We start from the raw sequence: 13,296 nt of genomic DNA, 5'->3' as shown, positions 1-13,296 counted from the left end.
AACCACCCGCAGGCGCCTGACACGGGGCGCCATGTACGCACTGTTCGTGGCGGCGATCGGGTTGATCGCGATGGCGGCGGACTGGGAGAGACTTCGCCGGGTCTTCTTCCAGCTCGACGTCGCCCGGGAACAGTTCCCGGAAATCGTCACCATCGCCGCCAAGAACACTGTCCTGTTCACCGTCATCTCGTTCAGCGGTGGCCTCGTGCTGGGCGTGACGCTGGCGCTGATGAAGCTCTCGCCGGTGCTGCCGTATCGGTGGCTGGCCACCGTGTACATCGAGGTGTTCCGAGGGCTTCCCGCCCTGCTGACGATCTTCGGTATCGCCTATGTCCTGCCGATCGCGTTCGGGGTTCGCGCGCCCGGCGGCTCGGTCGGTGCGGGACTCGTCGCCCTGATCATGGTCGCGGGCGCCTACATCGCCGAGATCGTCCGGGCGGGAATCCAGGGCGTGCCGAAGGGGCAGAGCGAGGCGGCGAGGTCCCTCGGCATGTCGCCCGCACGCACGATGTTCTTCATCGTGCTTCCCCAAGCGTTTCGCATCGTGATCCCGCCGATCACCAACGAGTTCGTCCTTCTGGTCAAGGACACCTCGCTGCTGTTCATCGCGGGTTCCACGCTGCTGACAAAGGAGATCACCACCTTCTCTCGTGACGCCGTTTCCACCAGCGGAAACGCCACGCCGTTGGTGATGGGTGGCATGCTCTATCTCCTCATCACCATCCCGTTGACCCGCCTGGTGGCCGTACTCGAACGACGAATGGCGAAGACCCGATGACGCAGCCGACCCCGCCTCGCACCGATGTTCCAGCCATCGAGATCGCCGGTCTGTACAAGCGGTTCGGCGACAACGAGGTGCTGAAGGGCATCGATCTGACCGTGAAGGCGGGTCAGGTGGTGTGTGTGATCGGCCCGAGCGGCTCCGGCAAGTCGACATTGCTGCGATGCGTGAACCGGCTGGAGGAACCGACGTCGGGACAGATCCGGGTCGAGGGGATCGACATTCTCGATCCGGAGATCGACCTGGACAAGGTTCGGGCCCGGATCGGCATGGTGTTCCAGTCCTTCAACCTGTTTCCTCATCTCACGGTGTTACGTAACCTGACCATCTCGCAGCGGCGGGTCCTCGGCCGCTCCAAGGGCGAGGCCGAGGAGATCGCTCGCGCCAATCTCGAGCGGGTTGGGCTGAGCGACAAGATCGACGCCTACCCAGCGCACCTCTCCGGTGGCCAGCAACAACGCGCGGCCATCGCCCGGTCGTTGTCGATGAGCCCGGACATGATGCTGTTCGATGAGCCGACTTCGGCGCTCGACCCGGAACTCGTCGGCGATGTCCTCGACGTCATGCGGGCGCTTGCCGACAGCGGCATGACCATGATGGTGGTCACGCACGAGATGGGTTTCGCCCGGGAGGTCGGCGACGAGCTGGTCTTCATGGACGACGGCATGATCGTCGAGGAGGGGAACCCGCGTGACGTCCTGGCGAATCCGCGGCACGATCGCACCCGGGCCTTCCTTGCCAAGGTCCTCTGACCACCTCCGCGAGTTGCGAGCCGCCGTAGATGTGACAGGCTATCGGCGAGCATCCCTTTCGTCAGGAGGACCGGTGGGCGACCCGCAAGCCACGAACGGCGATCTCGTCGAGCTGAGCGTGCCCGCGTCCAGCGCATACCTCGCAGTGCTGCGTACCACCTCAGCCGGGCTGGGGGCACGCCTCGGCCTGACCCTCGACGACATCGAGGATCTGCGGATCGCGGTCGACGAGGCGTGCGCCATGCTGCTGCCGATCGCTCAGGCCAACGCGCATCTGAATTGCCGGTTTCAGCTGCACGACGACGCCCTCGAGGTGATTGTCTCGGTGGCCGCGGCGCGTACGGAATTACCCGCTCGCGACAGCTTCGCCTGGACCGTGCTGTCGGCGTTGGCAGGCGAGGTGTACTCGTCGATAGACAACGGACGCGTGACCATCACGCTGCGTAAGAACCGGGGGTGACACTGCGGGTGGAGCAGGCGGCCGTCGACCGAGACGAGAGCCGCGAGCTGTTGCTCCAGCTCGCGGCGCTCGAGCCGAACGACCCCCGGCGCCTGCAGACCCGCAACCGGCTGGCCACGCTGCACCTTCCGCTCGCCGAACACCTGGCCAGGCGCTTCGCCGGCCGGGGCGAACCGTACGAGGACCTCGTCCAGGTGGCCACCATCGGGTTGATCAAGTCGCTGGACCGGTACGACCCGCATCGTGGCGTGGAGTTCTCCACCTACGCCACACCGACCATTCTGGGCGAGATCAAGCGCTGGTTCCGGGACAAGGGCTGGGCTGTCCGAGTACCACGCCGGCTTCAAGAGCTGCGGCTCTCGATCAGCTCCGCCACCACCGACCTCACCCACCAGCTGGGCAGGTCTCCTACCGTGAGCGAGCTGGCGACGACCCTGCGGGTCACCGAGGATGCCGTTCTGGAAGCGCTGGAGTCGGCGTCGGCATACAGCGCCGTCTCGCTCGACTATCCGGAGCCAGGCGCGGAGGAAGGTGCCGCTCCGCTCGAGTCGATCGGCCACGAGGACGAGGCCCTCGAGGGCGTGGAGAACCGCGAGGCGATCGGCCGCATCCTTGCCACGCTGCCGGACAGGGAGCGCCGCATCGTCGTTCTCCGATTCTTCCGCGGCATGACGCAGTCGCAGATCGCCGATGAGGTCGGCATCTCGCAGATGCATGTATCGCGCCTGCTGTCCCGTACGCTCGCCCATCTGCGGACGGCTCTGACAAGCGAAACCGGAAGTCCGCTGACCTGATGTGCCAGGCCTTCACCCGGGGACACTAAAGTGACCCATATGCGTGCCCTTGTCGTGGTCAATCCCCGCGCGACCACCACAACCGAACGCACGCGTGACGTCCTGCTTTCCGCACTGCGCAACGACCTCGAGCTTCAGGTCGCTGAGACCACACATCGCGGCCACGCCACCGAACTCGGCCGCCAGGCCCGCAACGATGGCCTCGACCTGGTCGTCGCCCTGGGCGGAGACGGAACCGTGAACGAGCTGATCAACGGGCTCTTGGAAAGCGGACCCGGACAGCGCGCCGGCGACGTCCCCGATATCGCCATGGTTCCCGGCGGCAGCACCAACGTGCTCACCCGCAATCTCGGCATCCCGGAGAACCCGATCGAGGCCACCGGCCTGCTGCTCGACGCATTGCGCGACGGACGCCGTCAGCCCCTGGGCCTGGGACGCCTCGACGACCGCTACTTCACCTTCACCGCGGGCGCCGGTTTGGACGCGGACGTGATCCACGCGGTCGAAGACGCCCGGGACGGCGGCCGGAAAGCTACGCCGGCGCTCTACATCCGTACCGCGCTCCGGCGGTACTTCGCCCAGCCGGACCGTCGGCACGGTGCCATCACGCTGGAACCGGACGGCTCCCCGGAAGCCCGCGTCAGCGGGCTCGGCGTGGTGGTCATCAGCAACTGTTCACCGTGGACGTACCTCGGGAGCCGGCCGCTGCGGCCGACCCCGTACGCGGACTTCAACGCGGGCCTCGACGTGTTCGGGCTGGACTCACTCGCGCTCGTGCCTACCCTTGCGTCCGTCGCTCAGATGGCGACCCGCCGCGGTCCTCGAGGCCGGCACGTCGTGTCGCTTCACAATCAGCGTGGCTTCACCCTCCGTGCCGAGCGCCCGGTGCCCGTACAAGTGGATGGTGACTACATCGGTGAGCGCGACCTCGTCACGGTGTCGGCTGTGCCGGACGCGATCCGGGTCGCCTACTAGGACTCAGCCGCACGCAACCACAGCCGTTCTGTCCGTTTTGTAGCTATTCGTACGCTTATTGTGACCGACGCTACACGAAGATTGGTGAGACGGAACGCACAAAGCCCTTGTACACGGGTCACGAACTTGTCACCCTTGTACTGCCACATGGTTACCAGGGCGCGCGCGTGCGCGCTCCGGGGAACCAGTGCGGCGAACTGGCGACTCTCCCGAGCATTTTTCTAGCTTGAGGGAGATTGTGGGCAGTTCGTGAACCAATTCACGTAACGACACGTTGTCAGGTAGTGACCCTGCCAGACACCATCATACGAGGAGCTGTGAGAACCATGGACTGGCGCCACCGTGCCGCCTGTCGCGACGAGGACCCGGAGCTGTTCTTCCCCATCGGGAACACCGGGCCCGCGCTACTCCAGATCGAGGAAGCCAAGGCGGTCTGCCGACGCTGTGACGTACGCGAAGACTGCCTGCGATGGGCGCTGGAAAGCGGCCAGGACGCCGGAGTCTGGGGTGGTCTTTCCGAGGACGAGCGCCGCGCACTGAAGCGTCGCAACGCCCGGGCCCGCGCCCGCGCCTACTGAAACCCTGCCCCTACGAACTAAGAAGGGACCTGCCCCGGTGCGGGCAGGTCCAGCGTCACCCGGGTCCCGGCGTCGGATCGCCGGGTCACCTCAATGGTGCCGCCCAGCTCGCCGATCACCAGCGTCCGGACAATCTGCAGGCCGAGATTGCCGGACGTTTCGGCGTCGAAGTCCTCGGGCAGGCCCACCCCGTCGTCGACGATCATGATGGTGAGCCGGCCGGCGGTCCGGCCGGCGGTGAGCGTGACGGTTCCGGGCCGACCGCCTAGACCGTGCTCCACCGCATTCTGCAGGATCTCCGTCAAGGCCATCGCCAGCGGCGTCGCCACATTGGCGCCGAGGATCCCGAAACTGCCGCGGCGCTCGCCGCGAACACTCGGCTCGGCCGTCGCCACCTCCGCCACCATCCCGAGGAGCCGATCGGCAACGCCGTCGAAGTCCACCGTGTCGTCCACCGTCTGAGACAGCGTCTCGTGCACGACGGCGATGGTGCCCACCCGCCTGACCGCCTCATCAAGGGCCGCCTTGCCCTCCGGGGCCTCGATCCGCCGTGATTGCAGCCGCAGCAGGGCGGCGACAGTCTGCAGGTTGTTCTTGACCCGATGGTGGATCTCACGGATCGTGGCGTCCTTGGTCAGCAACTCTCGTTCCCGCCGCCGGACCTCGGTCACGTCTCGGCAGAGCACGAGCGCCCCGACGTGCCGGCCTCCTGGGTCGAGCGGAATGGTACGCAATGTCATGACCGTGCCATTGCCCTCGATCTCGGTACGTACGTGCTGGTAGCCGGCCACGAGTACGTCGAGAGACTCGTCCATCGCGCCCTCACGTGGCGCCAGGGCGGCCGTCGCCTTGCCAAAGTGCTGACCCACCAGGTCAGCCGCGAGACCGAGCCGACGGTAGGCGGACATCGCGTTCGGGCTGGCATACCGGACGACGCCGTCGGCATCCACGCGCACCAGTCCGTCACCCACCCTGGGTGCTCCCCGTCGTCCCATGTCGGTACGACGGGCATGCGGGAAGCGGCCTTCCACGATGAGCTTCGCGAGTTCGCCCGCGCATTCCAGATACGCCAGCTCCAAGCGGCTGGGGGTGCGCACCGAGACCAGATTGGTATGGCGGCCGATCACCCCGATGATCCGGTCGCCGCGGCGCACCGGGATCTCCTCCACCCGCACCGGCACGTCGTCCCACCACTCCGGGTCGCCCTCGCGCTTGATTGTGCCTTCGGCGTAGGCGGCGTCGACGAGGGGGCGACGGCCCTTCGCCAGGAAGGTGCCGACCATGTCCTCGACGTACGCCGTGGGCCCGGTGGTAGGACGCATCTGTGCCGCCGCCCAGAAGCCGGCCCCGCCTCGGTCGGGTACCCAGAGGACGAGGTCCGCGAAGGAGAGATCGGCCATCATCTGCCAGTCCGCGACCAGCGCGTGCAGCCACTCCAGCTCCCCCTCGGTGAGGTCGGTGTGGCGTTGGACGACGTCATTCAGCGAGGGCACCGCTTCAGAGTACCGCCCCTCTGCTGGGAGGATGCCCGTGCGGTGCTGTCCCGGCAGGGAGCCTCACCAGGGCATTGCCGCCGCGATACCATGCACGTGACAGTGAGCTACACCCACCAGATGTGCTTCTTGTTATAGATCTGATTCCCGGGGGCTCTCGTCAAGCGTCGGGTCGATCTGCGAGGATTCTATTCGTGCAAAGGTCGTCGTACTGGGAACGCGTCGTCGCCGAGGGCTACCGCGTACCTCAGGGCGAGGCGCTGGACGAGCTCACCACTGAACTTGTCGCCATGCTCAGCGAGCCGGACCCGCACGTCCGAGACGGCATCGCCTACTCCGTCCTGCAGACCTGGATCTGCGAAGGCGTCTACGATCATCTGCTCGCCGGCCTCGGGGACGGACTCGCATACGGGCTCCGGGACGGCCTCGGCGACACCGGAGACCGGGTCGCGCTTCGCCGCTCCTACTCCGCATTGACATTGGCCGCCGTCATCGCTCGGGACAACCTCGTCCAGAGCCTGTCCCCCACAGCTGTCCTGACCTGGGCCGACCACGCCGTCGCCTGGCTGCTCGGCGAGGAGGACCTGCGCGCCTGGGTGCCCGAGCTCGGCTGGGTGCACGCCATCACCCACGGGGCCGACCTCCTCGGCGTGCTCAGCGCTTCGCGTCATCTGGGCACCGACGAGCTGACCGTCCTCCTGGATGTCATCGCCGAGCGCTTGCTGAAGCCCGCAGAGCACCAGTTCGAAGGGCTGGAGGACGAGCGCCTGGCGTTCGCCACGATGTCCTTGCTGCACCGCGACCTGGTCCCCACCGAAGCACTCGAGTCGTGGCTGGACCGCCTCGCCCGGCCAGCCGAGGACGTCGACGTTTCCGGTCCGCCCGGCCCAGCGAACCGCGCCAACATCGTCAGCTATCTCAAGGCGCTGCACCTGCAGCTGTTGCTCGGAGTACGGGGGACGCCCACCCAGGACGTGTCGCCCGAGCCGTCCGCCGCCCCGGATGCCCGCTCCGATCTCCTGATCGCCCTGCAGAAGGCGCTTCGCTCCGGCTCACCCTGGCTCTACCGCCAGACCGCGCCGAGCCCGGCACCGCCGCATACCAACCGCTAGCGCCTGGACCGTGGTCCGCCGGTCAGGTGGTGCGGTGGCGGAACGTGGCACGATACGCCTGCGGCGTGGTGTCGAGACGGCGGCTGAAGTGGTGCCGAAGCGCTGCGGCGGTGCCGAATCCGGTGGCGGACGCGACAGCGTCAATGGTGTCGTCGCCGCGTTCGAGCATTCTCTGGGCAGCTGCTACCCGCCGTGCCACCAGCCATTCGTACGGGGTGGTGCCCGTTTCCGCCCGGAACCTGCGGGCGAACGTCCTGGGCGACATCGTGGCCATACCGGCCAACCCTTCGACGGTCATCTCCTCGTCCAGGTGCATCTCCATATAGTCGATGATCCCTGCCAGTGTCGGAGCCGACGTCGGCCGCACCGGAGCCTGGACGAACTGTGCCTGCCCACCGTCGCGGTGCGGCGGGATCACCATGCGGCGCGCGACCATCGCTGCCATCTCGGCACCGAACTCCTTGCGCCACAGGTGCAGGCACGCGTCGAGGCCGGCCGCCGTACCCGCGCTGGTGATGACCGGGTCTTCGTCCACGTACAGGACGTCCGGGTCGACCTTGGCGCGCGGATACCGCTGGGCGAGTTCGTCGGTGTACATCCAATGGGTGGTGCAGCGTCGATCGTCGAGGAGGCCCGCTGCGCCGAGGACGAACGCCCCTGAGCAGACGGACAGCACTCGCGACCCGCGCGCCACCGCGTCTCGCAGGGCGGTCATGACGCCCTCGGTGTACAGGTCGGGTCGTTCGGCCACCATATGGCGCGGAATGGCGGGGATGCCGATCAAGTCCGCGTTGTCGAGGACCTCCAACCCATGCTCGACCGTGATGTCGAATCCGACGGAGGTGCGCACACGCCCTGGCTGGTTGGCGCACACCGCGAAGTCGAACACCGGCAGCCCTTGGGCCGACCGGTCGACGCCGAAGCTCTCACACAGCACACCGAGCTCGAACGGGGCGACGCCGTCGAAGACCAGGACAGCAACGTTTCGGAGCATTCACCCATAGTGCACGAAGAATGGCAGAATGTCGAGGTAGTGCGGCAGAACTGCCACTCGCGGCAGGATCATGGTGTCCGAAAGAATACTGCCATGATGGTGACAACGATCCTCCTACTCATCGCTCTTGCCGGTTCCGCCGCATGGTTGCTCCGTGCCGTTCTCGGCGACCATGGCAGACCTCCGGCGCCCACGTCGCACGACGCCCACAACTGGTCGACCGAGCCGCCGACCCACCCATACAGCGAGCGGCCGATAGCGTGACGCACGGCCTGCCTGCCCCCGGGCTCACCGCTGCTGACGTTCCGCCCACTACCCCAGGATCACAAGCACGTCGCCCTCCTGGACGACGTCTCCCGGCCTTACCTTGACATCGGTCACGAGGCCACCGCACTCGGTCAGCACGGGGATCTCCATCTTCATCGACTCCAGCACGAGCAGCGTCGCGCCCGGCTCGACATGATCTCCCTCGGACACCTCGAGAGAGTGGACGCTGGCCACCATCTCGGCGGATACGTGCTCGGCCACGCGGGCCCTCCTCTCAGCGCGGGCGCCGGCCCGAGCCAGCACACTGTGCGTTACCCTACGCCGATCACGTCCACTTACCGGGCGTGGCTTCCACGTGTTCACCACCCAACCGCGCCACCATGAGTACTGTGGTGCTCGTTGTGCTCGCATTGGCGGTCGGCCTGGCGGTCGGCTATGCCAAGCACGGGCGCCTGCGCCGCCTCGCCACCCCGCCTCCGGCGCGCAACCGTCTCGTCCTCACCGCTCTCGGACTCCACATCGTGGCAGTCTTCGCCAGCTGGACGGCATGGGAATCGGCACTGGCCACGTTGTCGGCGCTCAGCTGGTTCGTCATCGCCTTCTACGCGTGGGTGAACCGCTGGATGCCGGGAGCGCGGCTCGTGGCCGTCGGCCTGGCGGCCAACGCAGCGGTGCTCCTTGCCAACGGGGGCGTTCCCGTCTCGGCGGATGCCGCGGCACGCGCCGGCGTCGATGCGAGCGCCGTGTCGGCCGGCACCGCAGGCGCCACCGTCCCTGCCGAGTCCAGCCGGTTGTCCGTGCTTTCGAAGAACATCCCGGTCGCCTTCCCGCCTCGGCCCGAGGTGGTCAGCGCGGGCGACATCGCCGTCGCAGCCGGCCTGGCAACGGTGCTGGCCACCGGCATGGTCGGGCGTCGGCCGGCCACCAATGCCATACCATCCAGGCGACGCTACCGCTACACAGACGACGACCTCCTGGCCGGCGACGAGCCGCACGGCCGGGAGACCGATGGCGAACCCGGCCGGCCACCCGGCGATGCCGGAGACGCGGCCGCACATGCGACAATGAAGCATCGAGCGGACGGTGACACGTCGCCCATCCGCAAACAAGCCAGCGCATGAGAGCTGAGGTGTATGTCATGGGCAAGCGCGCACGCAAGCGCAAGGGCCGCAAGAGGAGCAACGCCAACCACGGCAAGCGTCCCAACGCGTAGTTTCCGGCGCCGGACGGGAAGCTCCTCGGGTCCGTCCGGCCCCGCTGTCCCAACCCCTGGCATGGGTTAGGGTCGCTATTGCGCCCGTCTTGTCCGTTTTGTGGAGCCATAATCCATGCCAGGGGTTAGGACAGGGCAAAAGGAACCGGGCGGGGCGGAACAGTCGGCGTCAGTCGACGAGCGCGGAAACCGCGAGGATCGCGGCACCCATCGCCAGGACCACCAAGACGCCGGAAGGAAACGGGTAGCGCTCCGACAAGGAGATGGCCCGGGGAAACCGGCTGCCGAGCTTGCGCGCCGTCACCGGGCGATCCAGCTCTTGCGCCGGGAGGCCGAGGTATGCGACCAGGCGGCGCATGTCCTCAGGTGTCCAGTGCGGGCTGCGCATCCGCACCACCAGCCGGCCGCGCCGGTCCAGCACGAACAGGTTCCGATAGGGCGTCGCTCCCGACGACGCCGCCAAGCGCACGCTGAGCACCGTGGCGATATCCGCCCGTGCGCGCTTCTTCGGCAGCCCGACAGGGCGGATGCTGTGCACGTGCGTGCCGGTGACCACCACTCGTTCGCGGCGCAAGAACTGCGCCACTCCAGCGAGCGTCAGCGCCACCACCGCGGCAGCGATGATACTGGCTGGGCCGTTGCGCACCACCACCATGGAGCCGAGCGCCCCCACCAGCACTGGAGTGCTCTTGACGAACATCCGGTAGTTCCGCCCGGAGGGAACGAGAACCCGCTCGGTCGGCGCTATCGCACGGTCAGCCACGGTACAGATCATAGGTGGCCGAGCCGGGACTGGCTACGCCTCGGTCACGTGGACGCGCACCTCTCGTATCCGGGCCAGCACCTTGGTCCGGAGCTCTTCGGGAGCATGCTCACAAGCGCACGACCGGGCTAGCACCGCCTTGACGGCGCGTTCGAGGTCGTACTTGGACAGACAACCGCCGCAGTCATGAAGATGAGCTTCGATCTCGGCGTAGGACAGCGTGCGGTCATCCCCTAGCTCGTGGTCGAGGAACGCGTAGACGCGATCTAGCACCTCGGCGCAGTCGACATCGTCGTCGTCACAACTCATGGCACTCGCGCACCCCCTGGTCCGCTATTACCCGCAGGGACGAGGCCCCGCTCGCGTGCGTAATCCTCCAGCAGCTCACGAAGCTGGCGGCGGCCCCGGTGCAGCCGGGACATCACCGTTCCGATGGGCGTACCCATAATCTCAGCGATTTCCTTGTACGGGAAGCCCTCGACGTCGGCGAGATAAACGGCGATCCGGAACTCTTCGGGGATCTCCTGCAACGCGTTCTTCACATCGGAGTCCGGCAGGTGAGACAACGCCTCGGCCTCCGCCGACAGCAGGCCGGTGGAGGTGTGCGCCTCGGCCCGGGCCATCTGCCAGTCTTCGATCTCCTCCGCAGCGCTCTGCTGCGGCTCCCGCTGCTTCTTGCGGTAGGAGTTGATGAACGTGTTGGTCAGGATCCGGTAGAGCCAGGCCTTGAGGTTGGTACCCTCCTTGAACTGGTGAAATGACGCATAGGCTTTGGTGAAGGTCTCCTGCACCAAGTCTTCGGCGTCGCTGGCGTTGCGGGTCATCCGCAATGCCGCCGAGTACAGTTGATCAAGAAAAGGCAGCGCGTCACGCTCGAAGCGCTGGCCGCGCTCTTCGGCACTCTCTCCTGTGGCCATCACATCCGATGCTACCGATGCCATCGGCGTGACCGTGCCCCAGTCCTTCCAGCTCGTCGAAACGGCCTTCCGCGACGGAGCCTTCTCCAGGCATGCCGTACCGGGTGCACTCACGTGACTCGACCCTCCCGGGGCTTGAAATGTCGCATCGATCACCGGGGTCAACCAGCGAATCGGAGCACAAATTCCCGCACCGCGCCGACCATCGCGGACAGCGCGTCTGCCTGGTTGTTCGCTTTCGGGACGGCCATGCCGTGGTCGGCATGGGCAATCGAGGCGAGTGTGAACGGCCCGGCGCCGAACTCGGCGGGCCGGCCGAAACTGTCGCGCTCGCCCTGCACCACGAGAGTGGGCACGCCGGCGCCAGTCAGCTCGTCGAGACGGGACTTCTCCGGTTTGCCGGGTGGGTGGAGGGGAAAGGCCAACGCGACGACGCCGCTCGCCCCCATCGCCGTGGCGGTGCGGCACGCAACCCGCGCTCCGGAACTCCGTCCACCCACGACGAGCGGGAGGTCCGCCGGCACCGGAATCGCCAGCCACGCTTCGTCGAGGAGAGCCGGACGAGGAGCGATCTTCTTGCCCGCGATCCGCCAAGGCTGCTCGAATCTGAGCACGCTGACTCCGTGCTCGGGCAACTCACGTGCGAGCGCGGCCAGGTCGCGAGCTTCCGGGCCACCTCCCGCGCCGTGGCCCAGGAGGAGACGCAGCCTAGGCTCGGGCGCCTCGTCCATCCACAGCTTCGCCGGCCCGGTCGGCGTCGCAACAGCCTTCTTCTCGGTCATGCCGGCCCTCGCGATCTTTAGAGCTCGACCGGCTCGAGGAGATGCGGGCCGTTGTTAGTGGCCTTGTTCACCTCGGTGGACACCGGGTAGACGTCGAGCACCCCCGGCACGGCTGGAGCAAGCAGATCCATCAGCTCGGACGAGTCGCTGTTGTCCGGGTCGAGCCATGCCTGCCACCTTTCCTGCTCCACGAGCATGGGCATGCGGTCGTGGATCTCTCCCAGCTCGTCCACGGCGTCGGTAGTGAGGATGACCATGGTCCAGCGAAACGCCTCCGGATCGTCGTCCGAGCGCGTGGGATCCCGCCAGATCTCGTAAAGGCCAGCCATGGCCAGCATGCCGTCCCTGGGATGGATGAAGAACGGCTGCTTCTTGCCCTTCTTCTCACCACGCCACTCGTAAAAGCCCTCGGCCGGTACCAGGCAGCGCCTGGCAGCGAACGCCCGCCGGAACGCCGGCTTCTCCGCGGCGGTCTCGACCCTGGCGTTGATCAGCCGGTTGCCGATGGAAGGGTCCTTCGCCCACGACGGCACCAAACCCCACCGCACCGTGGTCAGCCGACGCCGCGGCTCATCCTCTTCCGCGGCGCCCCGATCCGGGCGGGTGACGACCGCGTACACCTGTTTGCTGGGAGCGACGTTCCAATCCGGCTCAAGACGTTCCCGGACATCGATCCGGTCCACGCCGAACTCCTCCGCGAGATCATCCGCGTTCTGGCTCACCACGTAGCGCCCGCACATGCCTCCATTCTTACCGTGCGTGGCCATACTTTTCCGTGATCATCGACGGTTGACCATGTGATCATTTGGTCAACCGTCGATGATCACGGGAGAATGAGGGCCGACAGCCGATCCGTGACCAATTCCGGGCCGTTTCGTGGTAGGCAAGAAGCATGACTCTCGTTCGTCTGATCGCGCGCCCCATGCTGGCGTCCATCTTCGTCGTGCAGGGATGGAAGAACTATCGCAATCCTGAGCCGCTGGTCCCCACCGCGAAGTCGGTCACGGACCGGGTCGGGCCCTTCATCGAGCGCAATGTGCCCAATGCGCCGACAGACCCGAAGCAGCTGGTGCGGATCAATGCCGCCGCTCAGGTCGGTGCCGGCCTCGCGCTGGCGACGGGCCGGTTCCCCCGGCTGGCGGCACTGGTCCTCGCCGGCTCACTTGTGCCCACCACCATGGCGGCGCACCCGTTCTGGGAGATCCAGGACCCGGAGGAACGCGCCGCCCAGCGCATCCACGCCCTGAAGAACGCCGGTCTGGCAGGTGGCCTGCTCCTCGCCTCCGTCGACACCGAGGGCAAGCCGGGACTCAGGTGGCGCGCCAGCCGGGCCGCGGGCAAGGCCAAGAAGGCGTCGAAGTCCACTCAGAAGAAGGCACGCAAGGCCGCGAAGAGCGCCAAGCCGTCCTGACCGC

At 67.0% G+C, this 13,296-nt stretch carries 18 protein-coding genes; 10 read left to right on the top strand and 8 right to left on the bottom strand.

Annotated elements, in window-relative coordinates; translation table 11 throughout:
* The first annotated feature begins 31 nt into the window (after positions 1 to 31).
* The 6 genes from G1H11_RS18280 (at position 32) to G1H11_RS18255 (ending at position 4,340) form a co-directional block, all read left to right on the top strand.
* Positions 32 to 778, top strand: coding sequence for an amino acid ABC transporter permease (locus G1H11_RS18280; protein ID WP_216843900.1), 747 nt, complete (start codon positions 32 to 34; stop codon positions 776 to 778).
* Positions 775 to 1,533, top strand: a complete 759-nt coding sequence (locus G1H11_RS18275) for an amino acid ABC transporter ATP-binding protein (protein WP_163820027.1) — start codon at positions 775 to 777, stop codon at positions 1,531 to 1,533. The genes G1H11_RS18280 and G1H11_RS18275 overlap by 4 nt, the downstream gene beginning before the upstream one ends.
* A 73-nt stretch (positions 1,534 to 1,606) precedes the next feature.
* A complete protein-coding gene (locus G1H11_RS18270) occupies positions 1,607 to 1,993 on the top strand; it encodes an ATP-binding protein (protein ID WP_163820026.1) in 387 nt (128 codons plus the stop codon).
* On the top strand, positions 1,990 to 2,787 hold the full coding sequence (locus G1H11_RS18265; RefSeq protein WP_163820025.1) for a SigB/SigF/SigG family RNA polymerase sigma factor: 798 nt from the start codon (positions 1,990 to 1,992) through the stop codon (positions 2,785 to 2,787). Before G1H11_RS18270 ends, G1H11_RS18265 begins: the two co-directional genes overlap by 4 nt.
* A gap of 39 nt (positions 2,788 to 2,826) precedes the next feature.
* Positions 2,827 to 3,762 carry a diacylglycerol/lipid kinase family protein gene (locus G1H11_RS18260; protein WP_163820024.1) on the top strand — a complete coding sequence of 312 codons (936 nt, stop codon included), beginning with the start codon at positions 2,827 to 2,829 and terminating at the stop codon, positions 3,760 to 3,762.
* Between the two features lie 326 nt (positions 3,763 to 4,088).
* Positions 4,089 to 4,340 (top strand): WhiB family transcriptional regulator, encoded by a 252-nt coding sequence (locus G1H11_RS18255; protein WP_129667522.1) that lies wholly within the window; start codon positions 4,089 to 4,091, stop codon positions 4,338 to 4,340.
* 17 nt (positions 4,341 to 4,357) lie between these two features.
* On the opposite strand, the gene G1H11_RS18250 is transcribed toward G1H11_RS18255, so the two are convergent.
* On the bottom strand, positions 4,358 to 5,833 hold the full coding sequence (locus G1H11_RS18250; protein ID WP_163820023.1) for a histidine kinase N-terminal domain-containing protein: 1,476 nt from the start codon (positions 5,831 to 5,833) through the stop codon (positions 4,358 to 4,360).
* Positions 5,834 to 6,027: 194 nt separating this feature from the next.
* On the opposite strand from G1H11_RS18250, the gene G1H11_RS18245 reads away from it, so the two are divergent.
* Positions 6,028 to 6,945: a DUF2785 domain-containing protein gene (locus G1H11_RS18245; protein WP_216843899.1), complete on the top strand. Its 918-nt coding sequence runs from the start codon at positions 6,028 to 6,030 to the stop codon at positions 6,943 to 6,945.
* 22 nt (positions 6,946 to 6,967) lie between these two features.
* Here the strand turns inward: G1H11_RS18245 and G1H11_RS18240 are convergent, their stop codons facing one another.
* On the bottom strand, positions 6,968 to 7,939 hold the full coding sequence (locus G1H11_RS18240; RefSeq protein ID WP_163820022.1) for a helix-turn-helix domain-containing protein: 972 nt from the start codon (positions 7,937 to 7,939) through the stop codon (positions 6,968 to 6,970).
* Between the two features lie 312 nt (positions 7,940 to 8,251).
* Positions 8,252 to 8,467 (bottom strand): biotin/lipoyl-binding carrier protein, encoded by a 216-nt coding sequence (locus G1H11_RS27155; protein ID WP_163820021.1) that lies wholly within the window; start codon positions 8,465 to 8,467, stop codon positions 8,252 to 8,254.
* 128 nt (positions 8,468 to 8,595) lie between these two features.
* On the opposite strand from G1H11_RS27155, the gene G1H11_RS18230 reads away from it, so the two are divergent.
* Together G1H11_RS18230 and G1H11_RS27480 are read left to right on the top strand one after the other, a co-directional pair.
* Positions 8,596 to 9,327, top strand: coding sequence for a DUF5317 family protein (locus G1H11_RS18230; protein ID WP_163820020.1), 732 nt, complete (start codon positions 8,596 to 8,598; stop codon positions 9,325 to 9,327).
* 17 nt (positions 9,328 to 9,344) lie between these two features.
* The gene (locus tag G1H11_RS27480; protein ID WP_425501253.1) at positions 9,345 to 9,419 is read left to right on the top strand and encodes a 50S ribosomal protein bL37; all 75 of its coding nucleotides are present in this window, start codon (positions 9,345 to 9,347) and stop codon (positions 9,417 to 9,419) included.
* A 169-nt stretch (positions 9,420 to 9,588) separates the two neighbouring features.
* On the opposite strand, the gene G1H11_RS18225 is transcribed toward G1H11_RS27480, so the two are convergent.
* The 5 genes from G1H11_RS18225 to G1H11_RS18205 form a co-directional block, all read right to left on the bottom strand.
* Positions 9,589 to 10,182: a hypothetical protein gene (locus tag G1H11_RS18225; RefSeq protein ID WP_163820019.1), complete on the bottom strand. Its 594-nt coding sequence runs from the start codon at positions 10,180 to 10,182 to the stop codon at positions 9,589 to 9,591.
* Positions 10,183 to 10,215: 33 nt separating this feature from the next.
* Positions 10,216 to 10,491 (bottom strand): mycothiol system anti-sigma-R factor, encoded by a 276-nt coding sequence (rsrA, locus tag G1H11_RS18220; protein WP_163820018.1) that lies wholly within the window; start codon positions 10,489 to 10,491, stop codon positions 10,216 to 10,218.
* The gene (locus G1H11_RS18215; RefSeq protein WP_163820111.1) at positions 10,488 to 11,123 is read right to left on the bottom strand and encodes a sigma-70 family RNA polymerase sigma factor; all 636 of its coding nucleotides are present in this window, start codon (positions 11,121 to 11,123) and stop codon (positions 10,488 to 10,490) included. The genes rsrA and G1H11_RS18215 overlap by 4 nt, the downstream gene beginning before the upstream one ends.
* A gap of 137 nt (positions 11,124 to 11,260) precedes the next feature.
* Positions 11,261 to 11,881 (bottom strand): alpha/beta hydrolase family protein, encoded by a 621-nt coding sequence (locus G1H11_RS18210; protein ID WP_174257754.1) that lies wholly within the window; start codon positions 11,879 to 11,881, stop codon positions 11,261 to 11,263.
* Between the two features lie 17 nt (positions 11,882 to 11,898).
* The gene (locus G1H11_RS18205) at positions 11,899 to 12,621 is read right to left on the bottom strand and encodes an SOS response-associated peptidase (RefSeq protein WP_163820017.1); all 723 of its coding nucleotides are present in this window, start codon (positions 12,619 to 12,621) and stop codon (positions 11,899 to 11,901) included.
* 152 nt (positions 12,622 to 12,773) lie between these two features.
* Between G1H11_RS18205 and G1H11_RS18200 the strand changes: the two genes are divergently transcribed.
* A complete protein-coding gene (locus tag G1H11_RS18200; RefSeq protein WP_163820016.1) occupies positions 12,774 to 13,292 on the top strand; it encodes a DoxX family protein in 519 nt (172 codons plus the stop codon).
* Positions 13,293 to 13,296 lie beyond the last annotated feature (4 nt).

The sequence above is a fragment of the Phytoactinopolyspora alkaliphila genome (assembly GCF_010550695.1).
Taxonomy (GTDB): domain Bacteria; phylum Actinomycetota; class Actinomycetes; order Jiangellales; family Jiangellaceae; genus Phytoactinopolyspora; species Phytoactinopolyspora alkaliphila.
Note: the sequence above shows the minus strand (reverse complement) of the source record. Positions and strands in the feature narration are given on the sequence as shown.